Origin of the sequence: Pseudonocardia parietis (assembly GCF_017876315.1) — a bacterium.
Lineage (GTDB): Bacteria > Actinomycetota > Actinomycetes > Mycobacteriales > Pseudonocardiaceae > Pseudonocardia > Pseudonocardia parietis.
In genome coordinates, this window is the sequence record NZ_JAGINU010000001.1 from 2,274,538 (window position 1) to 2,296,485 (window position 21,948).

Sequence of the window (21,948 nt, forward strand, 5' to 3'; positions counted from 1 at the left end):
CGACAGGGCGGCCGGCGTCCTGACGAGCCCCGGTCCGGCGTCGAATCACATAGGTTGCACCGCATCAACCGGTAGCGTGCCGGCGTGGACCTCCGGCAGCTCCAGTACTTCCTCGCCGTCGTCGACGAAGGCGGTGTCCACGCCGCAGCGGAGAAGCTCTTCGTCGCCCAGCCGTCGGTCTCGCAGTCGCTGCACTCGCTCCAGCGCGACCTCGGCGCCGAGCTGTTCACCCGGACCGGTCGCCGGCTACAGCTGACCGCAGCAGGTGAGGCGCTCATCGCCCCGGCCCGCCAGGTCCTGCACTGGATGGAACTCTCCCGCGCCCACGTCGAGGCGGTCAACGGGCTGCGGACCGGGCGGCTCGTCATCGCGACGATGCCGTCGCAGGCGGTCGACCCGCTGCCGTCGGTCATCGACCGGTTCGTGCGGAGGTACCCGATGGTGCAGATCTCGATCCGCGCGGCCGGGACCCCGCAGATCGTGATGGCGCTCGTGCGTTCCGGCGGCGTCGAACTCGGGATCATGGCCGTGACATCCACGCCGGACGCCGAGGACCTCGTCGTGCACCCGCTGACTCGGCAGGGCTTCATCGTCATCTCCTGCCGGGAGGCGAACCTGCCCGCCCGCGGCCCGCTGACGTACGACCAGCTCGAGGGCCAGCGGCTCATCATCGGCCAGCCTGGCACCGGGATGCGCCGGGTAGCGGACCAGGTCGTCGCGACGAACCGGTCGACGATCGCCGTCGTCGAGACCGAGCACCGGGAGGCGATCTTGCCGATGGTGCTCAACGGCACCGGGATAGCGATCATGGCAGAGGCGTGGCGGGCCCTGGCCCGGGAGGCCGGGCTCGTCGTCCACGACCTCGTCACCGACGAGCGGCTCGAGGCCTCGGTCGTTCACCGCGACGTCGACCTCTCTCCCGCCGCCCGAGCGTTCCTCCTCTTTGCCGCGCCCGCCGCCGCGACGCAGCAGGCCAGCGGCTGACAGCAGTTGGGCTCGCTCTCGGGCGCCGAACTCTCGGCCGCCACCAGAACCTGGCTAGCCCGGCTGGGTTCATCGACACGGTCACCGAGAACCGGGTGCCGTGGCGGCGGGCCGCGGAGATCACGGTGCCGGTGGAGAACGCCGAGTCGCCGCGCAGCGGCAACCGCGCGCTGCGGTCGACGTCGGCGCCGAGGGCGCGGGCGGTGCCCAGCGCCTCGGCCACCAACGACACGGGTGCGATTCCCGTCCGAGGCTCCGGACCTCCTGTCAGGAATCCGGAGCCCACGCATCCGTCAGGCGCGTCAACTCCGCGGAGCTCAGGCCGATCTTCCCGGCCGCGACGTTCGCACGGACGTGGCTCGCGCGCGTCGTCCCGGGCAGCGGCACCACGTCGAGACCGTGCACGGATGCGCGGCTGTGTACCCAGGCGATCGCGATCTGCCCGACCGATGCCTCATGTGCCGTGGCGATCTCCCGCAGGACAGTGTGCTTCTCCTCGGACGGCGCGTCGCTGATCGCGGCGGCGTGCAGTACGCCGTGCGAGGTCGGGGAGTGTGCGACGACGGCGATCCCCAGGGCGACGGCAGCCGGTACGAGGTCGCGTTCGATGGTGCGCTCGGCCAGTGACCAGTGCTCCTGGAGGGCGGCCACCGGATGGACGGCGGCCGCGCGCCGGAGGTCCTCGGCGGTGACGTTGGAGAGGCCGATCGCGCCGATCTTGCCGTGCTGCACGAGCTCCGCCAGCGCGTCGACCGTCTCCTCGATGGGGACGGTCTCGCTGCGATGGTGCAGGTAGTACAGGTCGATGTGGTCGGTCCGAAGTCGACGGAGGCTGGCTTCGCAGGCCTGGCGGACGTACGCGGCGTCCGCTCGGATCTCGTAGCCGTCCGGGAGGGTGTCATCCCAGACGACTCCGAACTTGCCGGCCAGTAGCACCTCGTCCCGGCGTCGGGCGATCGCGCGGCCGACGAGTTCCTCGTTCCCGTACATGTCTGCCGTGTCGACCATCGAGACGCTTGCGTCGAGTGCAGCGTCGATCACGCGCAACGGGTCCCGGTCGGGTTCTCCGGACTCGTCCTCGCGCAGTCTCATCGCGCCGAACCCCTGCCGGCCGAGGTGAGAGGGACCGGGGGTCGCGATGTGGCTCATCCCGGAACCATAGAAGCTCTATCGGACTCGAGGTCCAGCCTTTTCGCACGCCGAGATCGTCACCTCAGGACGTCGGCGACGACGGCGGCGAACGCCTCGGCCTCGCGGGCGGTGATCCGGGACGTGGTCGCGCGGATCCGGCAGCAGACGAGTACCTGCAGCAGCGCGCGCTGCCCGATCGGCTGACAGCCCTCGGCAAGCCGCTGCTGGTGATCTTCGGCGAGGAAGACCAGAGATGGCGATCCTCATCCGCCGCCGAGTACTGCAGCGTTCCGGGCGCGACGGTCGAGTTGCTGACCGGAATCGGACATTCACGGGTCGGCTGCGACGTGGACCGTGCGAGGGTCGTCGGCTGTGGAGTCGATGGTGGCGCCCGGCGTGTAGAACATCTCTACGACGTCGTCCACCTCGATGTGCCGGTGCCAGTGGCCCTTGGGCACGATCGCGAACTGACCTGCGGCGAGTGGCAAGTGATAGCGGTCGGTGGTGCCGGTGAGGATCTCAACGGTGACGCTGCCGGACAGGACCATCAGTAGCTCGTCGGTATCGGGGTGCAGTTCCCAGTCGGACTGGTCGAGCTGATCGCCGTAGTACATGCAGAACGCGGCGCCGTTGAACGGGGCGAGTTCCTGGAAGTCGAATGGTGAGAGGTCTCTGGCGATGGCGACGGGGTCGTGGATTCGCATGGCCCCATGGTCAGGTGTCGTACACCCGCAGGTCTTGTACGAATGTTCCGCGACGCCGATCTGCGCGCCCCCCTGTCCGCGGTCTTCAGATACTTTCGGAGTATGCACGAAGCCTGCTCTGAGAGCGTGTTTGAGAAGATCAACTTGTTTGGGTGAAGGTGCGTCGCTGCTGTCGGGTGGCAGGTCCGCCGCGGGCGAGGCGGCGGGTCATGGTGTTGATCGCGGCCCAACGGATCATCGCCTCGGAGGTCGCCCGGTGACGTTCGTAGTCGCGAGCCAAGCGACGGTGGGCGGTCAACCAGGCCAGGCTGCGTTCGACCGCCCAGCGTCGTGGGATGACGACGAAACCGCGCTGACCGGCGGGTTTGCGCACGATCTCGATCGTGGTGCCCACGATGGTCTGCGCCCAGTCGACCAGGCGTCCGGCGAACCCGGCGTCGGCGAACACGAATCGCACCGTGGTGGCCAAGTAGGCGCCGAGCAGGGCGGTCTTGGCGCCGTCGCGGTCCTGACGCCCGGCAGAGCAGACCATCACCGTGAGCAGCAGCCCGAGGGTGTCGGTGACGATGAATCGTTTGCGACCGTTGACCTTCTTCCCGGCGTCGTAGCCGCGGGAGTCGCGGCCGACGGTATCGGCGCCACGCACGCTCTGGGAGTCGATGATCCCCGCGCTCGGCTCAGGGTCACGCCCCTCGGCTGCTCGGAGCTGTCTACGCACGATCGGGAGGATCTTCTCGGTGACCCGCTGCTGCTCCCACCGGTTGAAGTACCAGTACACGGTCTGCCACGGCGGGAAATCAGCTGGTAGGGCGCGCCAGGAGCAGCCAGCGCGTACCACGTAGAGGATCGCGTCGACCACGTCCCGGCGCGGGTGCTTCTCCGGCCGCCCGCCCGACCCAGGCGCGGGCAGCAGGGTCTCGATCAGCGCCCACTGCTCATCGCTGGTGTCCGAGGGATACCGCTTCCTCCGTCGAGCCACCCATCCACCGTGGACTCAATCCACCCTCGCGTCCCGCAGACACGCCGACGCTTCTCAAACACGCTCTGAAGGATCACCCTTCGAGCTCTTCGGCACTCCGATCCACCTCTGCCCGGCCGGCCGATCCCGACCCCGGACCGGCACCGGCGACATCGAGCCCTGCCATGGTTCTTCGCGCTGACCAGGTCGGCGGTTGGCAGGTCCTCCGCTCAGCCGACCGGCCCGAGTACGAGGGCGTGGAGCTGGTGGGCTACCGCGACCTTGCCGGGCACGGCCTGGACATGCGGGTGCTGCCCGAGCCGGGGCTGACGATCGTGCTGGTGATCGACGGCGAGCTGCGGATCGACCGGACACGCTCGGTGGCGGCCGGCATCGCGAGCGGGGTGGGAGTCAACTCGGTGCCGGTACGCGGTCGGGATCTGGTCTGTGTGGACATCCACCTCTCACCACTCGCGGCGCACTCCGTCCTCGACGGCGCAGTCGCGGAGCTCGCCGGGACGGTCGTCAGCATCGAGGACCTGTGGGGTGCCACGGCCCACCGGATCCGTGCAGCATTGGCGGGCACCGACCGATGGGAGGAACGGTTCAGTGAGCTCCGCGCGACGCTCGCCGACAAACTCCACACGAACCGCTCCGTCGACCCGGAGGTGGCCTTCGTCTGGCGCGAGCTCGTCGCGAACGCCGGCCATCGCCGGATCGGTGACCTTGCGGCGGAGACGGGGTGGAGCCGCAAGCGCCTGTGGTCGCGGTTCACCGCCCAGATCGGGGTTACTCCCAAGCGGGCAGCGATGCTCATGCGCCTGACGCCTGCTATCGAGGCCATCGTGGCGGGGACGGCGGTCGCCGACGTCGCGGCGCGCTGCGGGTATGCCGATCAGTCGCACCTCGCCCGCGACCTGAAGGGACTGGCGGGATACACCCCCGCGTCACTGTTCCGCGACCGGTATGAGCCCGGGCTCGAGAGGGAGACATCCGCTCAAGAGCCCGACGACCTTCCGGAGGGCATACCGCACGGTCGGTCCGGCGACGGGTCGACGGGATGGCGCTCGGCAGGCGCAGGGAAGTGACAGCATCCCCGGAGATCAACGGCAGACCCCGACAGCCAACCGGCGCTTGTGCCAGGCGTGCCTGCGAGTCCGTGCAGCGCCGGCCGAGGTGAGTGGGACCGGAGACCGTCAGCGCAGGACGTCGGCGACGGCGTCGGCGAAGGCCTCGGCTTCGCGGGGGGTGATTCGGGACGTGGTCGCGCGGATCCCGTGGCGCCCGTCGTCGGTGCGGGTGCGGAACGACGAGCCGTCCCGGACCGACCAGCCCGCGTCGCGCAGGGCTGCGACGACCGGTACCGGGTCGCGTGGGACGGGGATCCACATGTTGAGTCCGTCGGTGGGGAACGGGGTGTCGATCCCGGCCGCGGCGAGCGCGTCGCGCAGCAGGTCGGTGCGGCCCGAGTAGGCGTTCCGGGCCCGTCGGAGCAGCTCGGGTGTGTCCGGGGCGGTCAGCAGTTCGGCCGCGACCTGCTGCAACAGGTGGCTGACCCACGTCGCGCCGGGTCGTAGCCGGGTTCCGAGCAGCTCGGCGGTGACGGGGTCGGAGCCGACGGCGGCCACCCGGATGTCGGGGCCCAGGAACTTCGCGACCGAACGGACCAGCGCCCAGTGCCGCGTCGTCGACGGGGTGATGCGGTGGAAGGGGCGGCGGGAGACAGCCGAGAAGTGGTCGTCCTCGATGACCAGCACGTGCGGATAGCCGGCGAGCAGGTCACGCAGCTCGGCGGCCCGTTCGGCGGTGAGGCTGACCCCGGTCGGATTGTGCGCGCGGGGGGTGACGATGACGGCGCGGGCACCGGCGTCGAGTGCGGTGCGCAGGGAGTCGGTGCGCATTCCGGCGGTGTCGAGGTCGACCGGGGCGGCACGGAACCCGTTCACCCGCACCGTGCCCTCGCTGGCGTAGAAGCACGGGTCCTCGAGCGCGACGAGATCGCCGCGGGTGAGGTGGGCGCCGAGCAGCCGGTCGACGGCGTCGACGGCGCCGTGGGTGACCGAGATCGACGGCGGCCGGTCCGGGAACGCGGGCATCGTGTCGAGTGCCCACTCGGCGAGGCGCGGGTTCACGGTCGGGCTGCCGTAGAGCGCGGTGCGGTAGTCCAGGCGAGCCACGACCGCGGCGATGTCGGGGAGCAGCGCCGGATCGGGGTTCCCGCCGGCCAGGTCGACGAGGTCGGGGCCGGGAGAGTGCTCGTCGGCCGGCTGGTGCGGCGACGGGTCCGCGTCGAAGCGGGGCAGGACGCGGATGTGGGTGCCACCGCGCCCGCGGGTCTCGGCCAGGCCGGCGCCGGCGAGCGTGCGGTAGGCCATGGCGACCGTGTTGCGATGCACACCGAGCTGCTGGGCCAGGTCCCGGATCGGCGGCACCGGGTCACCGGGCCGCAGGTCACCCGCACCGACGAGGTCGCGGATGCTGTCCGCGATCTCGGCGGCGGTGCCCCCGCTGATACGCACTCCGGCCATGCTTCCCAGCTTATGTCATGTGACAAAAGCCGGTCGACGTCCTAGCGTCTACGTCACGTGACATACGGCGTCGTGCAGGAAGGAGCCCGCAGAGGTGTTCACAGGGTTGAGCGCGTTTCCGTTGACCCCGGTCAGCGAGACTGACGTCGACGAGTCGGCGTTCTCCGAGATCGTGGCGCGGTTGGACCGGGCCGGGGTCGACTCGATCGGGGCGCTGGGATCGACCGGCAGCTACGCCTACCTGACGCGCGAGCAGCGGCGCCGGGTGGCCGAAGTGGCGGTCCGGGCCGCGGGCCGGACCCCGGTCATGGTCGGGATCGGCGCACTGCGCACCGTGGACGTCCTGCGCCACGCCGAGGACGCCCAGGCGGCCGGGGCGAGTGCGGTGCTCCTGGCACCGATGTCGTACCAGCCGCTGACCGGCGAGGAGGTCTTCGACCTCTACGCCGACGTGACGGCGACGCTGTCGGTCCCGCTCGTCGTCTACGACAACCCGGGCACCACGCACTTCACCTTCAGCGACGAGCTGCACGGCCGCATCGCCGCACTGCCCCGAGTCGCGTCGATCAAGATCCCGGCCACGCCCGCGGACCCGCAGCGAGCCCGCGAGCGTGTCGAGCACCTGCGTTCCCACATCCCCTCCGACGTGACGATCGGGGTCAGCGGTGACCCCGCAGCGGCCGGCGGGCTGCTCGCCGGCTGCGACGCCTGGTACAGCGTCCTGGGTGGACTGTGGCCGGACGTGTGCCTCGCGCTGACCCGCGCCGCCCAGCGCGACGACCCGGCCACGGCGTCGTCCATCTCGGACGAACTTGCTCCACTGTGGAAACTGTTCGGCGAGTTCGGGAGCCTGCGGGTGGTCTCGGCGATCGCCGAGCAGATGGGTCTCGTGGGTGCGGCGAACCTGCCCAAGCCGCTCCAGGGGCTTCCGGACGGGGCCCGGCGTCGCGTCGAGCAGGTCGTGGAGCGGCTCGCGCCGGTCCTGGCGCGCCACTGACCGGCCGTGTCCTGCTCCGAACCGTCCACTGCCGAGAGTGAGGCCGCGGCCGGCGGGCTGGCGCGCTACGTCGTCGCCGCGGCGCTGGCCCGATGCGGTGACGCGGGCGCGGTGGTCGGCATCGTCCTGCTCGTCACCGCCGACGGCGGATCCGGCCTGCTGGCCGGCGCGCTCGCCGCCTGCATCACCGCACCGCACCTGCTCGGCCCGTTCGTGGGCCGCCGCGTCGACACCGCCGCCGACGGACGCCGGGTCATCGCCACCGCGTGCGTGCTCTACGCCGTGACTCTCGCCGCGGCCGTACTGACCTGGCAGACGGTGCCGGCTGTGGTGACCGGGGTGCTGGTCGCCGCGGCCGGTCTCTGCGGTCCGCTGCTGACCGGCGGGATCAGCAGCCGGCTGCCGGCCATCGTCGGCCCGGATCAGCGCACCCAGCGCCGGGCGCAGGGCTGGGACGTCGCCACCTACGGCATCGGCGGGACGGTCGGCCCGTCGGTCGTCGCGGCACTGTCCGGGTGGCTGTCCCCGGCCGCCGCGCTGCTGGCGCTCGCGGCGGCGGTGCTGGTCGCGTCGGTGTGTGTGCTGCGGCTGCCGTTCAGTCCGCCCGCCCACGGAGGAGACACCGGCGCCGTTCCCCGTCCATGGCCGACGCTGGCGTTGATGGCGCGCCACGGCCGACTGCGCCGGACCGGCTACCTGACCATGATCGTCGCGCTGGGCATGGCCGCGCTACCGGTCACCGCCGTCCAGCTGACCACGGTGTTCGGCGTCGGTGCCGCCGCGGCCGGCGTGCTGACCGCCACCTATGGCGCCGGGAACCTCGCCGGGTCGGTCGTGGTGATGGTGCGCCCGCTGCGCGGCGACCCCGACCGGCTGATGCGGGTCCTCGCCGCCACCGTCGTGCTCGGGCTGGTCGCGGTCGTCCTCAGCCCGGGGTTCGGTGTCGCGATCGCCGCCTACGGGATCGCCGGCGCGCTCAACGCCGCGTTCTTCGCCGCCACGCTGGCCGCGCGAACCGAGTTCGCACCGCAGCACGCCCGCGGCCAGGTGTTCATCTGGGTCGCCGCACTGAAGATCACGTCAGCATCCGCGGGCACCGCGCTCGCCGGCGCGCTGACCGGGTTCGACGCCCGGGTCCCGGTCGTGGTGGGTGCGCTGCTCATCCTCGCCGCTGTCCTGGCGTCGCTGACCGAGCACCGTATTGCTGGAAGCAGAGCACGGGCACGCGCATCGAGCGGCGTGCCGTACGCGGCTACTTCTTGCGGAAGATCAGATAGGTGATCCCGAGGATGAAGTCGACCGTGATCCACACACCGAGGATCAGCGCGATACCGACGCCGGTACCGATGCCTTGGGCCGCCTCGCAGGCTTCAGCCGAGAGGTCGGGGCCACCAACTGACCCTTTCCCCTGGTCTGTGCGCCGACAACCGGGGTAGTCACGCACGTCGCAGTCGGCGCACGAAACGAGGCCCCCGCCACGACCCCGGTCAAGGCGGGGGCCTCACTACTGTCGGCGCCCTGCCTGGCTGAGAGCCACCGAGGAATGTTCAGGTAGTCGACGGGTGGTCGGCCTTGTGCGCCGGCGGTAGAGCGTCCGTGCTTGGTCGACTCGCGTTCGAGGACGATCAAGCCGACGAGGCGTGCACCGTGCGGGTGGGCTCGAATCCGTTCTCGCCGATGGGCAGTCCGGCCATGTTCCAGCTCCAGGAGATGGTCGGGACGATCCGCATGTAGGACCCGGGTCCGACCATGCCAACACGGTCGACGGGTCCGTCGGCGCGGCCGTAGACGCGGATACCCCGTGCGATGAAGGGCTCGAACGACGGCATGTCGTCGATGACCAGCGCAACCTTGACGTTGCCCGCTTCGAGGTTGCGGAACTTGCGGGTGGCGGTGACGGTGGCGCCACCGCCGACCCAGAACGCCGAACCGTCGAACTCGACGGCGACCGGCACGACGTCAGGCTGGCCGTGGCTGTCGACGGTCGCGAGCCGTCCCATTCCGTTCGCGCTCAGATACGCGATCTCATCAGCGGAGAAGGACATCGAACGGCTCCTCGGCGGAACACGGGCATGGTCGCGACACAGTATCGAGCATCGACGACGCTGAACTCCTCGAACCAGCGGGCCGCTTCTGACTGACGCGAGTCCTCGCCGCCACCGTCGTGCTCGGGATGGTCGCGGTCGTGCTCAGCCCGGGGTTCGGTGTCGCGGTCGCGGCCTACGGGATCGGCGGCGCGCTGAACGCCGCGTTCTTCGCCGCCACGCTGGCCGCACGCATCGAGTTCGCGCCGCGGCCGGCGCGCTGACCGGGTTCGCCGCCCGGGTTCCCGTCGTGGTGGGCGCGCTGCTCATCCTCGCCGCCGTCCTGGCGTCGCTGACCGAGCACAGTGTTGCCGGGGGCAGGGCACGGTCACGCGCGTCGAGCGGCGTGCCGTCCGCGCCGGAGGTGACGACGCATGACCGCACCGGCCGACCGACCTGAACCCACCGCGCGAGGACGCGCCGCCCACACGTGTCGCGACCGGCCGGGTCGCCGGTCGGCGATGACTGCAAAATGGTCTGCGGAGGTGGTCGAGGACATGACAATGGATCGAGAGTCCTGGGACGAACGCTGGTCCGGGGTCCTGAGCGAACACGGTGACAAGGTCGCGCGGATGCCACCGAACCCCCATCTCATCGCCGAGGTGGGCGATCTGCCGGCGGGGCGCGCGCTCGATGCGGGCTGCGGGCACGGGGCGGAAACGCTGTGGCTCGCCGCGCGCGGCTGGACGGTCACCGCGCTCGACTTCTCCCCGACCGCGCTGGCACACGTCCGGGCGACGGCCGAGGCGACCGGAACCGACGTAGCCGGACGCATCGACTACGCGGAGGGTGATCTGGCCACCTGGACACCGCAGCAGGGTCACTTCGACCTCGTCACCTGCATCTACGTCCACTGTGCAGGATCGGTCGAGGAGATGGTGCAGCGCATGGCCTCCGGAGTGGCGCCCGGCGGCATCCTGTTCCTGGTCGGCCACCGGTCGATCGACCCCGCCACCGGCGCCGAGACAGCTGCTGCCGGCCAGGTGCAGGTCTCCGTCGAGCAGGCCCGCGCCGCGCTCGCCTCCGACGAGTGGGACCTCGTCACGGCCGAGGAACGCCGGCGGAAGGCGGCCGGCACCGGAGTGGACGCCGTGATCCGCGCGCGCCGCAAGGAGACGCCGCGCTGACGACCGCCGTCGACGGCGTGTAGGCAGCTGATCACGGATTCGGATGGAGGCCGGCCATCCGTGGCCGGATCCGTTCCGAATCGGTGATCACCTGCTACATCGACACCGGCAGCACTCCCGCGCGCACCACCGAGCAGGCGCTGGACGTGCTGCAGCCTGATCCGAACCTCCTGGTCAGCGGGCCTGCACTGTGACGGTCGGCGAGAACCGGGTGCAGGTCGAGCGCTCACGGATGGGCGGGAGCGGCCAGCGGGTGACCACCCGACCGCGTTCACACGACTGCACCTGGGCGGATACGAAGCTGCCGGGGGTTACAGGAATGGTCCTCTTCTTCGCCTCTCCCGGCCCGACCTCGCTCTGCCTGCCGTTCACCATCACGTTGTAGTGGGTGTTTCCGGTGTATCCGCCGTAATAGACGGTGATCTCCCCACGGCAGCTGTCGTAGCGCGCCCCGACATACGGCGCATCGGGATAGTCGAACCGGACGGGGTTGCTTCCCACCCGCCGGCCGGACCGGGCCGTTCCGTCTTTCTTGACGCATCCTGCCGCCGAGACCGTATCGGCGACCTGCGTCGATGCGAGAATCTGAACGGAATGTTCCTGCGAGGGAGTTGCGGCGAATGCGGCTCCGCCGGTGCCTGCGAGGGCGAGGCTTCCGGCCAGCAGTGACCCAACGGTGAGTCGGGTCGCCATGCGCGCGAGTTTCACTGGTTTCTCCGATGTGAGGGTGCAGGACGTGCCGGTCCGGATGTGTTCTTTCCGGCTCCTGAACAATGGCGTGCCACTCATTGCGGGAACAGGTGGCCGTCCCCCGCAGACGCGGCCTCAACCCCCGGGATCGCGTCGGGTCAGCCCTCTGGGGTTCCCTCCGGGTCCGCTCGTCATCTGTTTCGATGAAGCGCCGCTCGGACGATTAACGGTGACTCGGTCGCTCCGATTGCCCTGGTGAACGGGTCGCATCGGGCGGTCCCGAGGTCAGTCGGGGGTTCGCACGATGGCTGTGCACCGCCGTCTCCAACGAACCGTCCTGCGCGGTGTCGTCCCGGCGACGCTGGTCGTCGCGCTCTGCGTGGCCGGGGGCCTGTCGTTCGCGGACCCGGCGATCGCCCCGATCGCAGCAACAGCGCCTGCTGCAGTCGGTGGTCAGGATGCGGCCCAGTTGATTCCGGCGCCGCCGCTGCCGGAGCGGGTCATCCCCGAGTTTCCTCTGCCCACCCCCGAGCCCGAGCCGGAGCCGGAGCCCGACTCCTCCGTCGGTGCCGTGGTCTACACGTGCGAGCCGTGGGCGGACGCGAGGTTGGACGATCCGGCGCACCCGAACCACATCACCAACAAGGACTGCCCGGAGATCAACGCGGCGAAGGAACGGGCGCAGCGCGAGTACCTCGAGCAGCTCGACAGCGGGGCCGACGAGGTCAGTGGGGACGGGCTGGAGGGCGAGTGCTCCGACCCGAACAGCTCCTACTACGGCACCGTCGCGTGCGGCGCCGATCTCGACGGCGACGGTGTCATGGACGGCACCACCGACTGACGGTCCGCCGGTCGAGCAAGCGACTTCGAGCGGCACCATCCCGGTTCGGGTGTTCGCCGCCACCTGGAAGAAACCGGTGCTCGGGTCAGATCGCGGCCAGGCGGCGGAAGCGGCTGCCGTGGAAGACCAGGGGAGGGGTGGCCGGGTCGGCTCGTATCCCGTGCACGTTCAGCAGCACGATGTCGTGGTCACCGCTGGGGACCTCGGCGTGGATCGTGCAGTCGAGCCAGAGCGTCGCCCCGTCGACGAACAGGGCACCGTCATCGGCCACGGTCGTCGCGGTGCCGGCGAACCGGTCGCCGGACTTGCTCGCGAGCCGACCGCAGGCGTCGTCCTGACCCTCGGCGAGCACGCTGAGCCCGATCCGGGGCCGTTCCCGCAGCGTCGGCCAGGTCGTCGAGCTGTGCTGCATGCACACCGACACCAGCGGCGGATCGATCGAGACGGACGTGAACGAGCTCGCGGCCAGACCGACGGGGACGCCGTCGACCTCGGCGCATACGGCCGTCACACCCGACGGGAAGCAGCCGAACGCTTGGCGGAGCTGGTCGCCGGCCGTCACCGGCTCGATCACGGACATCGTGGGGCTCCCTCCGGCGCAGGCCTCGGTGCCCGCGCTCGCCGGTTGACGCTAACCCGGCAGCCGACGTCCGGACTGTCGCGATATCGGACGCTCAGGGCAGCGGAAGCCGCTCACCGGCCGGCGCGGTCCACCAGGCTGTCGACGAGCAACGCGGCGCCGATGCCGATGCATCCACACGTCCTTGGCCACCGCGGTGCCTTGCTCGGTGGGGCGGATGCTGCCTTCCTGGCGCATGCCGGGGGTGCGGGCATAGAGCCCCAGCAGGCCGGCGGAGAACGCGGTCAGCCCGGCGCCGGCGACCACTGCGGGTACCACCGGGATGGCCAGCAGCGCCGCTCCCAACGCGATCTCCGCGGTCGACACCGAGGCCACGAACCGCTCCGGGCCGATGGCCTTCACCTGCGGGTATGTACCCGCGGCGAACCCGTGCAGCTGAGCGGCGGTGTCCTTGTCGGCACCGCGCTTGGTCATCCCCGAGTTGAGGATGAACGCACCGGTGACCACCCGCACCGGCACCTGCCAGGCCTTGCTCCGTCCACGGTTGGTGCGCGTCCCTGCCATGGTCCACCTACCTCGATCCCGGGGATCTCCGGTCCTCCGCCGCGAGGTGCCCGTGCACGGCGCCGACGTGAGGACCACAACCTGGTTCCCGGTCGGGCCCCGCTTCAACCGTCGAGACCCGGCCGTCCTGCCGGGACCAGGCATCGGGCCGGCCGGGCTCAGCGGCGCGGGATGACCGACCCATCGACGGAGTCGAACAGGTCCGGAACCGTCCAGCCGTTGAGGTCGTACTCGGAGAGGCACTGCTCGGCGAGACCCTTCATCGCGGTGGCGGTCCCGGACTGCTCGGCGGCGAAGAGCAGTTCGGCGCGCACGCCCTCGTGGTTGCCGGAGTAGTTGCGCTCGTAGAGCTCGTGGCGCCCACCGAACTCCGAGCCGATCGAGTCCCAGATCAGCTTCATCAGCTTGACCCGGTCCACGGCGTCGTAGCCGTTGGATCCCCGCACGTACTTGTCCAGGTACGGGCGCACCTCCGGGGACAGGAAGTCCGCGGCATGTGAGGGCAGGTAGATCAGCGACGCGCCCAGGTCCTGCATGATGATCTCCCGCACCCGTGGGTAGCCGAGTGTCATGAACCAGCGGTAGGCCAGGCCGTAGTCGAGTGTGGGCAGCTTCGCGCCGCCGACCCACTCGTCGGGGTTGGCGCACATCGCGTCCGAGAGTGCCCAGAACATGTTGCGCCAGGCGATGACCTCACCGACGCGGGTCTGCACGCCGCGGAAGTCCTTGGTGCCGGTGACCTCCAGGCCCTTCATGAGCAGGCCGGCGATGAAGTCGAGCTTGACCGCGAGGCGGGTGACGCCGTGGAAGGTGAAGCGGTGCAGGAAACCGGAGCTGGGGAAGAACGTCGAGGCCTTCTCCGGGTCCCCGTAGATGAACACGTTCTCCCAGGGAATGAGCACCTTGTCCAGGACGAAGATCGTGTCGTTCTCGTCCATCCGGGACGAGAGCGGGTAGTCGAACGGGCTGCCCATGGCGTTGGCCTGCTGGGCGTACGACGCGCGGCAGATCAGCTTCATCCCGGGCGCGCCCATCGGCACGGTGCAGACCAGCGAGTACTCCCGCTTCTTGATCGGCAGCCCGTAGTGGGCCAGGAAGTTGAAGTGGGTGATCGCCGAACCGGTGGCCACGACCTTCGCGCCGGAGACGACCACGCCGTTGTCGTTCTCCTCCTCGACGTGCATGAACACGTCGGACACCTCGTCCGGCGGGCGGTGCCGGTCGACCGGCGGGTTGATGATCGCGTGATTCCAGTAGAGGACCTTCTCCTGCGACTCGACGTACCAGCGGCGCGCGTTGTCGGCGTACGGCTCGTAGAAGTCGGAGTTCGCGCCCAGGGTCCCGAGGAAGCTCGCCTTGTAGTCGGGGGAGCGACCCATGAAGCCGTAGGTCATCCGTGCCCATTCGGCGATCGCGTCCCGGTCGCGCTTCAGGTCCTCGACGGTGTGCGGGGTCCGGAAGAACGGGTGGGTGAACCCCGGACTCCCGGTGTCGGTGGGAACCGTGAGCGTGTCCTGCTTGTCCGGGTCGTGCAGGGAGTCGTAGAGCCGGGCGGTCATCCGGACCGCGTTGCGGAACGCGGGGTGGGTGGTGACGTCGTCGACCTTCTCGCCGTAGAGGAACACCTCCCGGCCGTCGCGCAGGCTCTCGACGTACTCGTCACCGGTCATGGGCCGGGTGGTGTGCCCGTCCTTCCCGGTGGGGGTGGGCACGGAATCCTGCTGCAGGGCCATCGTCGACTCCTCCTGTGATCGGTGCGGGTCACGCCGGGCGGGGACGGTGGACGGCGGCGGCCTGGGAGATCCACAGCTGGCCGTCCGGGCTGTCGGCCGAGTCGTCCCAGAGCAGTGGTTCGTGGTCGTCGCCGAGGTGGTGGAACTTGCCGGTGTGGAACAGCAGCGGCGCGCCCTCGTGGATCAGGAACTCCTGGACCTCACCGAGGTAGAGCACGTGGTCGCCGCCGTCGTAGGCCTGCCACGGGGTACAGCAGATGTGTGCGAGCACCCCGTCGAGACGCGGTGCCCCGCACGCGCTGTCGGGCAGCCAGGTGACCTCCTGGTCCGGGCGGCCCGCGAAGTGCAGCGCCAGGTCCTTCTGCCCCGCCTCGAGCACGTTCACGGTGAACGGGCGCTGCTCGGACTCGACCAGCGAGCACAGCCGCGAGCGGCGGTCCAGGGACACCAGCACCAACGGCGGGTCCAGCGACACGGCGGTGAAGGCGTTCACCGTCGCACCGTGCGGTTCGCCGTCGGCGCCCTGGCAGGTGATCACCGTGACGCCGGTGGCGAAGTGCCCCAGGCACCATCGCAGCTCGCGGGGGTCGATCGCCATTGATCTCTCCTGTCTCGCGGCGGTTCTCGCGGCCGGCTCGGAGCTCGGATCTCAGAGTGAGGTGCGCAGGTGCTCCAGCACGGCCTCGTGGATCTCGCTGCTGCGGCCGACCGCACCGGACGCCCAGTAGAGAGCGTGGACGAGCCCGTCGACCCGGGTGGACGTCACCGGGGTACCGGCCCGGTGCAGCGCCGCGGCGAAGGACTCGCCCTCGTCGCGGAGCGCGTCGTACTCGGTGGTCACGACCAGCGTCGGCGGCAGGCCGGCGACGTCGCGGGCGGGCCGCTGCAGCCCGGTGAGCGAGTCGACGGCGGTGCGGGTGGCGTCGACGCCGATCTTCTCGAAGGAGCGGAAGCCCTGGGCGGCGAGGCCGTCGAGCAGGGCCGTGGCGTCCGGGTCGAGTGCCATGGCGGTCTCCTCTCAGGCCTGCGCGAGCGCGCGGTCGCCGTCGGAGATCGCGAAGCCCTCGTAGCCGGCTGCGACGGCCTCCGCGCACCGGGCGCGGTAGGTCGGTGCGCCTCCCAGGTAGACCAGAACGCGCCGAGGTTTGCCGAGCACATTGTCGCCCAGGTACCAGGATGTCGGCGAGTCGGGAAGCAGCATCGCCCGGGCGAGCTCGTCGGTGTGGGCGACCCATTCCCGCTCGGCGTCGGGCGTCGGCTCGATGACGGCGCGGCCGTTCTCCCGCAGGTGCCGGATCGCCGCGGCGGAGAGGCCGACGTGGTCCTCGATCGCCAACGGCATGTTGTAGAGCACCGAGGGACTGGGTCACCGTCTGAGCGACCGGGCGCCGGGCGCGTTTCACGATCGGCACCAGGGGTAGCTCTGCGGGCGGCGCGGCGCCGGGTGCGCTGCCGGACGTGGGCAGGTGACTGGTGCGGTGAGCGGGTCGGAGCTGGAACTCGAGAACGACGAGCAGGACACTCGGGACCCCGCCCGTCAGCACCGGGCGGTCGTCGTGCAGCGCGTCGCGTGGGTGGTCCTCGCCCTGATCGTGCTCGGAGCGCTTCTGGGCCTGTTCGGTCCCGGCCCGCTGAGCCGGGTGACGCAGAGCGACCCCTCGGGACAGATCCAGCTGCAGTACGAGCGGTTCGCGCGGTACTACGGGGACACCAGCGTGGAGCTGCAGGTCCGGCCCGACCCGCACCGGCCCGGCACCGCGAGCGTGTGGATCTCGTCGAACTACCTCACCCTCGTGCAGGTGCAGCAGGTCCGGCCCGAACCGGTCACCTGGACCGGCGTCGGCGACCGCGTGCTCCTGACGTTCCCGGTCCGCGGGCCGGACCCGATCACCGTCGTGCTCCGGACCCGCCCCGACCAGGTCGGTGTGCTGAGCGGGGCGGTCGGCGCGCCGGGCGGGGAACCGATCGAGTTCTGGCAGCTCGTCTACCCGTGACGGAGGGAGTGCAGATGGACGCGATCCTGCGGGCGGCGTTGGTGTACGTGGCCCTGCTGATCATCTTCCGGGCCATCGGCAGACGGACCATGGCGCAGGTGACGACGTTCGACCTGGTCCTGTTGCTGATCGTCTCCGAGGCCACCCAGCAGGCACTGCTCGGAGAGGACTACTCGGTGACGATGGCGGTCCTCGTGATCGTCACCCTGGTCGGTCTGGACCGGGTCGCCGACTATCTCGGCTGGCGGTTCCCCCGGGTCGGCCGGACCCTCGACGGCACCCCGGTGGTCCTGATCGAGCGGGGGCGCGTGCTGGAGGAGTCCCTGCGCCGCCACCACATCAGCATGGAGGAGATCCTGCAGCAGGCCCGGACCAACCAGGGTTTACGGCGTGGCGACGAGATCGACTACGCGATCCTGGAGCGCTCCGGTGCCATCAGCGTCATCCCGAAGCGGGGATGACGGCCGCTCATCGGGCGATCACCCGCAGATCCTCGACGAGGCCGTCGAAGGCGGCCCGTCGCTGCTCGCGGTCGGAGCGCAACACCGACGACGGGTGCACGGTGGCCAACGCCGAGCGGGTGGTGTCGCCGCCCAGCTCGTCGGGCAGCGTGAGCAGGCGACCGCGCTCGCGGGTGACCCGGAACTGCGAGCCGAGCACCGCCTTCGCCGCGGTCGCGCCGAGGAACACCACGACCTCCGGCCCGACCTCCCGGATCTCGGCATCCAGCCACGGCCGGCAGGCCACCACCTCGGTGCGGTTCGGTGTGCGGTGCAGCCGCCGGGTGCCCCGCTCGTCGCGGGTGAACTTGAAGTGCTTCACCACGTTCGTCAGGTACACCTCGTCGCGGGCGATCCCGGCCGCCTCCAGCGCGTCGTCGAGCACCCGGCCGGCCGGACCGACGAAGGGCTCGCCGCGCCGGTCCTCCACGTCCCCGGGCTGCTCGCCGGCCAGCAGCAGCCGGGCGGCGGCCGGACCGGCGCCGAACACGGCCTGGGTCGCGTCCCGGTACAGCGCGCAGCCCCGGCACCCGTCGACCGCCTCCCGCAGCGCCGTGAGCCCGCCGCCGTCGGGCAGGTACGCCTGCGCTCCCTCGGCCTGGTTCGCCACGTCAGGTCCGGGGGTCCCGGGGCGGTTCGAGCGGGTCGTGCCCGATCCGCATGAGATGGCGACGCCACGCCGCCTGCCCGGCCACCGGTTCCAGGTCGTCGCGCCGGGCCTCGTGCACGTGGTCGACCACGGCCTGCATCGTCTCCGCGTCGTCGCGGGTGAGGTCACCCCGGCGCTTGCGCAGGATGCCCAGCACCCGGCGGCCGTCCGGAGCGGCCTGCTGGTGCGGGTCGGGCTCACTGTGCTCGTCCGCGACATCGGTGGCCAGCCACTCGTCCAGCTGGCGGGCGGACATGTTCACCACGCGGTGGAACTCGTCCCACAGCGCGTCGTCGACGTGTTCGGTCATGGGCTCGGGCTACCCGGGCGGGACGGGGTCGATGCCCTCACGACCGGGCCGATCCGGCAGGTTCCGGGTCGCCACCAGGGTGCACGCGGCGGAGGAGAGCAGTAGCAGGCCACTGGCATGGAAGATCGCCCCGACGCCGCCGGTGAGTCCGGCGAGGCCCCCCGCGGCGAGCGGGACGACGACCTGCCCGATGCGGTTGCCCGCCAGTCGTACCGACAGCGCGGCGGCGCGGTTGCGCCGGTCGGCGACCAGCGTCACCCAGGACATCGTGAGCGGCTGCCCGAGTCCCCAGAAGAACCCGACGACGAGCATCGCCGCCGTCAGCAGCGCGATGTCGTCGGTGAGGGGGAGCAGCGCCATGGGGATGCCGGAGGCGAGCGTGGCCGAGAGGAGGAGCCATCGGCGCCCTGCGACGCGCACCAGCACGGGCATCGCGGCGCGGGCGATCACCGAGGTCACCGTCCGCGCCGTCAGCAGGGCCGTGACCGTCCCGACGCCGAGACCCATCTCCTGACCGAGCACCGGCAGGTAGGCCATCAGCAGGTCCATCCCGGTGAGGACGGTCAGGCTGGAGTAGATGGCGGGCTTCATGCCGCACGTTCCGAGGATCGCACGAGTGGACTGCTGGGCCCCGGCCGCGTCGGCGCGACTCACCCGGGCGCGGCTGGCCGGGACGAAGCCGAACGCCAGTGGCACCGCAACCGCGGCCATGGCCCCCATCACCAGCAGCGCAGGCGTGGTGGCGATCTGCCCGGCGTCGCTGCCCTGGTTGGTGAGGGTGGCCACCAGTCCGGCGACCGGGAAGCCGAGGAGCTGCCCGAGGGAGACCCCGAGCGTGAGGTGGCCGAACCGGTTGTCCACCGTGGCCGGTGGGGACCAGAGCGGGATCAGGCTCTGGCAGGCGACGGTGTGCAGCATGTGGCCCAGGCCGAGGACGGCGCTGGCGACGGTCAGGACGGCCAGGGACGGGCTGACCGCGGCGACGAACACCGCGACGACGGTCAGCCCGAGGCCGAGCCGCAGGGCGAGGACGCCACGGCCACGGTCGACCGCGCGCCCGATCTGCAGGGCGACGACCAGGGGCAGCAGCGCGAACGCCGCGGTGATGAGGCCGACGGCGAGGGCGTCGCCGCCGAGCGCGAGGGCACGGTAGGAGACGAGCGTGCGTACCCCGCTGAGCACGGCGTGCGAGAGCAGCGTGGCGAGGACGAGGCAGGGGAACCACGCCGGCTGGGGTGGCCGGAAGCGCGAACGGAGCACCCGGGTGATCAGGAGGCTTCGGAGCCGGAGACGTCCGTGCTCCGCGGGCCCGTGGCGCGCAGCTCCGCACTGGTCTGGCGCAGCTCCCACGCGTGCATGATGTGGTCGTGCATGGCGGCCCGGGCCGCCGGGCCGTCGCGGCGGGCGAGCGCCTCGAGGATCGCGACGTGGTCGTGGTCGAGGGCCCGGCTGAACTCGGAGACCCCCCACAACGTCACCGAGGGCTTGAACCGGGCCCAGAGCAGCGCGATGCCCTCGATCATGACCGAGGACGTGCTCTCGTAGATGGCGAAGTGCAGGTCCTTGTTCAGCACGGACAGGGTCGCCGGGTCGGCACTGTCGGCGGTGGCGGCCACCAGCCGGTCGTTGGCCGCGACGACGGCCTCGTACCCCTCGTCGGTCATCCGTTCGACCGCCACCTCGCACGCGAGCCCCTCGAGCTCGGCCCGCATGCGGTAGAGGTCGCGAGCCATCTCCGGGGTGACGTCGCGGACGGTGGCGCCGCGGTGGCTCGTGTACTCGACCGTCCCGTCGGCGGCCAGGATGCGCAGCGCCTCCCGGACCGGGGTCGGGCTCACGCCGTACCGCTTGGCGATCGCCGTCTGCCGTAGCTGGTCACCGGGGTTGATGACGCCCTGCTCGAGGTCGGCCTTGAGCCGGTCGAGCACATAGGTCGTCCTGCTCTTGGGTGGCGCGTCCATCTCGCTCATCAGCTCCGGCGCTCCTGCTCTCGGTCACCCGGCTCGGGTTCGGCCGCGTGGACGGTGCGGACGGGTGCGAACTTAGCACGGCGCTACTTTCCATGTTCGGTTTAGTAGATTCGATAGAATCTATTGACCTTGTGCTCCCGGGCGTGTTTGCCTCGTTGCCGCCGAGCGGGTGACAGCAGTCACCGATCAGGCGTCGCAATCGCCGACCAGAGCAGGGGGTGACCCGGTGACCCGGAGTGCAGCGACCAGGAGCCGTGCCGACACGACGTGCACGCCCGGCCGATGGTCCGGACTGGATGAGGGGCACCGTGAACAGCTCGTGCACCTGCTCGTCGACGCCACCGGCCTCGCCGCGGCCGGCGCCGCGAACGACGACGCGCGGCCGGTGCTGGCGGGCCTCGCAGCGGTGTCGCCCGGGGAGGTCGCCGTCCCCTGGACGGGCCTGCGCCTCGCCGCGCCGCAGGCCGCCGCCGCGCTCTCCACGCTGATCCACGCCTGGGACTTCGACGACACCCACGACGAGGGCGTCGTGCACACCGCCACCGTCGTCGTGCCCGCGGCCCTCGCAGCCCTGGCGACGGCGCCGGCGCCGGGGGAGCGGTTCCTCGACGGCCTGGCCACCGGGGTGCAGCTCTTCTCCCGGCTGGCCCGCCTCGTCGGCCCCCGCAACGGTGTCATCCGCACCGCCGGGCTGGGTGCGCTCGCCGCCGCCGCCACGGCGGCGACCGTGTGGGGGCTCGACGAGGCCGGTACCGAGAACGCGGTGGCGCTCTGCCTCGGCGCCGCGCTCGCCCCGTCGAGCAGGCAGGCCGTGGTCGACGGGTCGGTCGCCAAGCGGCTCCAGCCCGGGCTCGCCGCCGCCCACGGACTGACGGCCGCCTCGCTGGCCCGCGCCGGCGTCGTCGGGCCTGCGGGGTGGCTCGGCGGCGCGTACGGCGTCCTGCCCGGATCCGACCTGCGGCTCACCGACCTGCTCGCCGGGCCGGTCGAGCTCGACGCGGTCGCGCTCAAGCCCTACCCCGCCTGTCGCTACACGCACGCCGCGCTGGCCGCAGGCGAGCAGCTGCACGCCCGGCACCCCGGCCCCGACGCGCTGCATCGCATGGTCGCGCACCTGCCCGCGGGCGCCGCCTACGAACTGGTCGCCCGCCCGTGGCAGGACCGCGGCGCCCCGCTCGTCGACGCCCAGTTCTCGCTGCCGTGGCAGCTCGCCGCGCTGTGGGTGACCGGCCGCTACGACCTCACCACCCTGCGCGGCGACCTCGGCCGCGCCGACATCGCCGCTGTCGCCGCCCGTATCGAGGTCCGCCAGGACCTCCCCGAGAGCACCGTGATGGCCGGTGCCCGGGTGGAGCTGGAGACCCCGGACGGCCGCCGCGACACCGCCGAGGCCCCGATGCCCGGCACCGGCGACGCGCGGCCGGGGCGCGACGTCGTCGACCGCAAGCTCGTCGGCTGCCTCCAGACGGCCGGCCTGCCCGACCCCCGCGGCACGGCCGACGGCCTCTGGCAGCTGACCACCGAGCTGCCCGGACTCGACGCGGCGGCTGCCTACGACGCGCTCCGCGACCGGACCACCGTCCCCTGACCGGGGCTGCCCGACC

The 21,948-nt window shown here is 71.3% G+C and carries 27 protein-coding genes; 10 read left to right on the forward strand and 17 right to left on the reverse strand.

What is annotated here, in order from left to right; all coding sequences use genetic code 11:
• Positions 1 to 84: 84 nt before the first annotated feature.
• Positions 85 to 984 (forward strand): LysR family transcriptional regulator, encoded by a 900-nt coding sequence (locus tag JOF36_RS10735; protein ID WP_210026523.1) that lies wholly within the window; start codon positions 85 to 87, stop codon positions 982 to 984.
• Between the two features lie 267 nt (positions 985 to 1,251).
• Here JOF36_RS10735 and JOF36_RS10740 read toward each other — a convergent pair whose 3' ends face one another.
• The 3 genes from JOF36_RS10740 to JOF36_RS10750 form a co-directional block, all read right to left on the reverse strand.
• The gene (locus JOF36_RS10740) at positions 1,252 to 2,133 is read right to left on the reverse strand and encodes an aldo/keto reductase (protein WP_245350783.1); all 882 of its coding nucleotides are present in this window, start codon (positions 2,131 to 2,133) and stop codon (positions 1,252 to 1,254) included.
• 311 nt (positions 2,134 to 2,444) lie between these two features.
• Positions 2,445 to 2,819 carry a cupin domain-containing protein gene (locus JOF36_RS10745; RefSeq protein ID WP_210026524.1) on the reverse strand — a complete coding sequence of 125 codons (375 nt, stop codon included), beginning with the start codon at positions 2,817 to 2,819 and terminating at the stop codon, positions 2,445 to 2,447.
• A gap of 139 nt (positions 2,820 to 2,958) precedes the next feature.
• Positions 2,959 to 3,798: an IS5 family transposase gene (locus JOF36_RS10750; RefSeq protein WP_210024799.1), complete on the reverse strand. Its 840-nt coding sequence runs from the start codon at positions 3,796 to 3,798 to the stop codon at positions 2,959 to 2,961.
• Between the two features lie 164 nt (positions 3,799 to 3,962).
• Between JOF36_RS10750 and JOF36_RS10755 the strand changes: the two genes are divergently transcribed.
• Complete coding sequence (locus JOF36_RS10755; protein WP_210026525.1) at positions 3,963 to 4,865, forward strand: helix-turn-helix domain-containing protein; 903 nt, start codon at positions 3,963 to 3,965, stop codon at positions 4,863 to 4,865.
• A gap of 108 nt (positions 4,866 to 4,973) precedes the next feature.
• On the opposite strand, the gene JOF36_RS10760 is transcribed toward JOF36_RS10755, so the two are convergent.
• Positions 4,974 to 6,305, reverse strand: a complete 1,332-nt coding sequence (locus JOF36_RS10760; protein ID WP_210026526.1) for an aminotransferase class I/II-fold pyridoxal phosphate-dependent enzyme — start codon at positions 6,303 to 6,305, stop codon at positions 4,974 to 4,976.
• Between the two features lie 106 nt (positions 6,306 to 6,411).
• Here JOF36_RS10760 and JOF36_RS10765 point away from each other — a divergent pair, with 106 nt between their 5' ends.
• Together JOF36_RS10765 and JOF36_RS10770 are read left to right on the forward strand one after the other, a co-directional pair.
• On the forward strand, positions 6,412 to 7,302 hold the full coding sequence (locus JOF36_RS10765; protein WP_245350784.1) for a dihydrodipicolinate synthase family protein: 891 nt from the start codon (positions 6,412 to 6,414) through the stop codon (positions 7,300 to 7,302).
• A 6-nt stretch (positions 7,303 to 7,308) separates the two neighbouring features.
• Positions 7,309 to 8,583, forward strand: coding sequence for an MFS transporter (locus JOF36_RS10770; protein WP_210026530.1), 1,275 nt, complete (start codon positions 7,309 to 7,311; stop codon positions 8,581 to 8,583).
• Here JOF36_RS10770 and JOF36_RS10775 read toward each other — a convergent pair.
• Both JOF36_RS10775 and JOF36_RS10780 read right to left on the reverse strand, forming a co-directional pair.
• Positions 8,555 to 8,746 (reverse strand): hypothetical protein, encoded by a 192-nt coding sequence (locus tag JOF36_RS10775; RefSeq protein ID WP_210026532.1) that lies wholly within the window; start codon positions 8,744 to 8,746, stop codon positions 8,555 to 8,557. The two genes, JOF36_RS10770 and JOF36_RS10775, sit on opposite strands and share 29 nt — an antisense overlap.
• A 181-nt stretch (positions 8,747 to 8,927) precedes the next feature.
• Positions 8,928 to 9,347 carry a PPOX class F420-dependent oxidoreductase gene (locus tag JOF36_RS10780; RefSeq protein WP_210026534.1) on the reverse strand — a complete coding sequence of 140 codons (420 nt, stop codon included), beginning with the start codon at positions 9,345 to 9,347 and terminating at the stop codon, positions 8,928 to 8,930.
• 140 nt (positions 9,348 to 9,487) lie between these two features.
• Between JOF36_RS10780 and JOF36_RS40050 the strand changes: the two genes are divergently transcribed.
• A complete protein-coding gene (locus tag JOF36_RS40050; protein WP_281071270.1) occupies positions 9,488 to 9,610 on the forward strand; it encodes a hypothetical protein in 123 nt (40 codons plus the stop codon).
• 150 nt (positions 9,611 to 9,760) lie between these two features.
• Positions 9,761 to 10,513, forward strand: coding sequence for a class I SAM-dependent methyltransferase (locus JOF36_RS10785; RefSeq protein ID WP_210026536.1), 753 nt, complete (start codon positions 9,761 to 9,763; stop codon positions 10,511 to 10,513).
• A gap of 174 nt (positions 10,514 to 10,687) precedes the next feature.
• Here the strand turns inward: JOF36_RS10785 and JOF36_RS10790 are convergent, their stop codons facing one another.
• A complete protein-coding gene (locus JOF36_RS10790) occupies positions 10,688 to 11,206 on the reverse strand; it encodes a hypothetical protein (RefSeq protein ID WP_210026538.1) in 519 nt (172 codons plus the stop codon).
• A gap of 301 nt (positions 11,207 to 11,507) precedes the next feature.
• Here JOF36_RS10790 and JOF36_RS10795 point away from each other — a divergent pair, with 301 nt between their 5' ends.
• Positions 11,508 to 12,044 (forward strand): hypothetical protein, encoded by a 537-nt coding sequence (locus JOF36_RS10795; RefSeq protein WP_210026540.1) that lies wholly within the window; start codon positions 11,508 to 11,510, stop codon positions 12,042 to 12,044.
• Between the two features lie 85 nt (positions 12,045 to 12,129).
• Here JOF36_RS10795 and JOF36_RS10800 read toward each other — a convergent pair whose 3' ends face one another.
• From JOF36_RS10800 to JOF36_RS10825, 6 genes are all read right to left on the reverse strand, one after another.
• A complete protein-coding gene (locus tag JOF36_RS10800; RefSeq protein WP_210026542.1) occupies positions 12,130 to 12,624 on the reverse strand; it encodes a flavin reductase family protein in 495 nt (164 codons plus the stop codon).
• A gap of 51 nt (positions 12,625 to 12,675) precedes the next feature.
• Positions 12,676 to 13,188, reverse strand: a complete 513-nt coding sequence (locus JOF36_RS10805; RefSeq protein ID WP_307862311.1) for a hypothetical protein — start codon at positions 13,186 to 13,188, stop codon at positions 12,676 to 12,678.
• Positions 13,189 to 13,346: 158 nt separating this feature from the next.
• Positions 13,347 to 14,921 (reverse strand): 4-hydroxyphenylacetate 3-hydroxylase family protein, encoded by a 1,575-nt coding sequence (locus tag JOF36_RS10810; RefSeq protein WP_210026544.1) that lies wholly within the window; start codon positions 14,919 to 14,921, stop codon positions 13,347 to 13,349.
• A 28-nt stretch (positions 14,922 to 14,949) separates the two neighbouring features.
• Positions 14,950 to 15,519: a flavin reductase family protein gene (locus JOF36_RS10815; protein WP_210026545.1), complete on the reverse strand. Its 570-nt coding sequence runs from the start codon at positions 15,517 to 15,519 to the stop codon at positions 14,950 to 14,952.
• A gap of 51 nt (positions 15,520 to 15,570) precedes the next feature.
• Complete coding sequence (locus JOF36_RS38825; protein ID WP_210026546.1) at positions 15,571 to 15,927, reverse strand: alpha/beta hydrolase; 357 nt, start codon at positions 15,925 to 15,927, stop codon at positions 15,571 to 15,573.
• Between the two features lie 12 nt (positions 15,928 to 15,939).
• Positions 15,940 to 16,275, reverse strand: a complete 336-nt coding sequence (locus tag JOF36_RS10825; protein ID WP_245350785.1) for a hypothetical protein — start codon at positions 16,273 to 16,275, stop codon at positions 15,940 to 15,942.
• A 124-nt stretch (positions 16,276 to 16,399) separates the two neighbouring features.
• Between JOF36_RS10825 and JOF36_RS10830 the strand changes: the two genes are divergently transcribed.
• Together JOF36_RS10830 and JOF36_RS10835 are read left to right on the forward strand one after the other, a co-directional pair.
• Complete coding sequence (locus JOF36_RS10830) at positions 16,400 to 16,915, forward strand: hypothetical protein (RefSeq protein ID WP_210026547.1); 516 nt, start codon at positions 16,400 to 16,402, stop codon at positions 16,913 to 16,915.
• Between the two features lie 14 nt (positions 16,916 to 16,929).
• Positions 16,930 to 17,376 carry a DUF421 domain-containing protein gene (locus JOF36_RS10835; protein WP_210026548.1) on the forward strand — a complete coding sequence of 149 codons (447 nt, stop codon included), beginning with the start codon at positions 16,930 to 16,932 and terminating at the stop codon, positions 17,374 to 17,376.
• Between the two features lie 7 nt (positions 17,377 to 17,383).
• Here JOF36_RS10835 and JOF36_RS10840 read toward each other — a convergent pair whose 3' ends face one another.
• The 4 genes from JOF36_RS10840 to JOF36_RS10855 are packed head-to-tail and all read right to left on the reverse strand — an operon-like array spanning position 17,384 to position 20,344.
• On the reverse strand, positions 17,384 to 18,025 hold the full coding sequence (locus JOF36_RS10840; RefSeq protein ID WP_210026549.1) for a UdgX family uracil-DNA binding protein: 642 nt from the start codon (positions 18,023 to 18,025) through the stop codon (positions 17,384 to 17,386).
• Between the two features lies 1 nt (position 18,026).
• Entirely contained in the window at positions 18,027 to 18,374 is a 348-nt protein-coding gene (locus JOF36_RS10845) for a DUF3140 domain-containing protein (RefSeq protein ID WP_210026550.1), read from the reverse strand.
• A gap of 9 nt (positions 18,375 to 18,383) precedes the next feature.
• Positions 18,384 to 19,634 carry an MFS transporter gene (locus JOF36_RS10850; RefSeq protein WP_210026552.1) on the reverse strand — a complete coding sequence of 417 codons (1,251 nt, stop codon included), beginning with the start codon at positions 19,632 to 19,634 and terminating at the stop codon, positions 18,384 to 18,386.
• A gap of 8 nt (positions 19,635 to 19,642) precedes the next feature.
• The gene (locus JOF36_RS10855; protein ID WP_210026554.1) at positions 19,643 to 20,344 is read right to left on the reverse strand and encodes a GntR family transcriptional regulator; all 702 of its coding nucleotides are present in this window, start codon (positions 20,342 to 20,344) and stop codon (positions 19,643 to 19,645) included.
• Positions 20,345 to 20,570: 226 nt separating this feature from the next.
• On the opposite strand from JOF36_RS10855, the gene JOF36_RS10860 reads away from it, so the two are divergent.
• Positions 20,571 to 21,932, forward strand: coding sequence for an MmgE/PrpD family protein (locus tag JOF36_RS10860; protein ID WP_307862312.1), 1,362 nt, complete (start codon positions 20,571 to 20,573; stop codon positions 21,930 to 21,932).
• Positions 21,933 to 21,948: the final 16 nt, after the last annotated feature.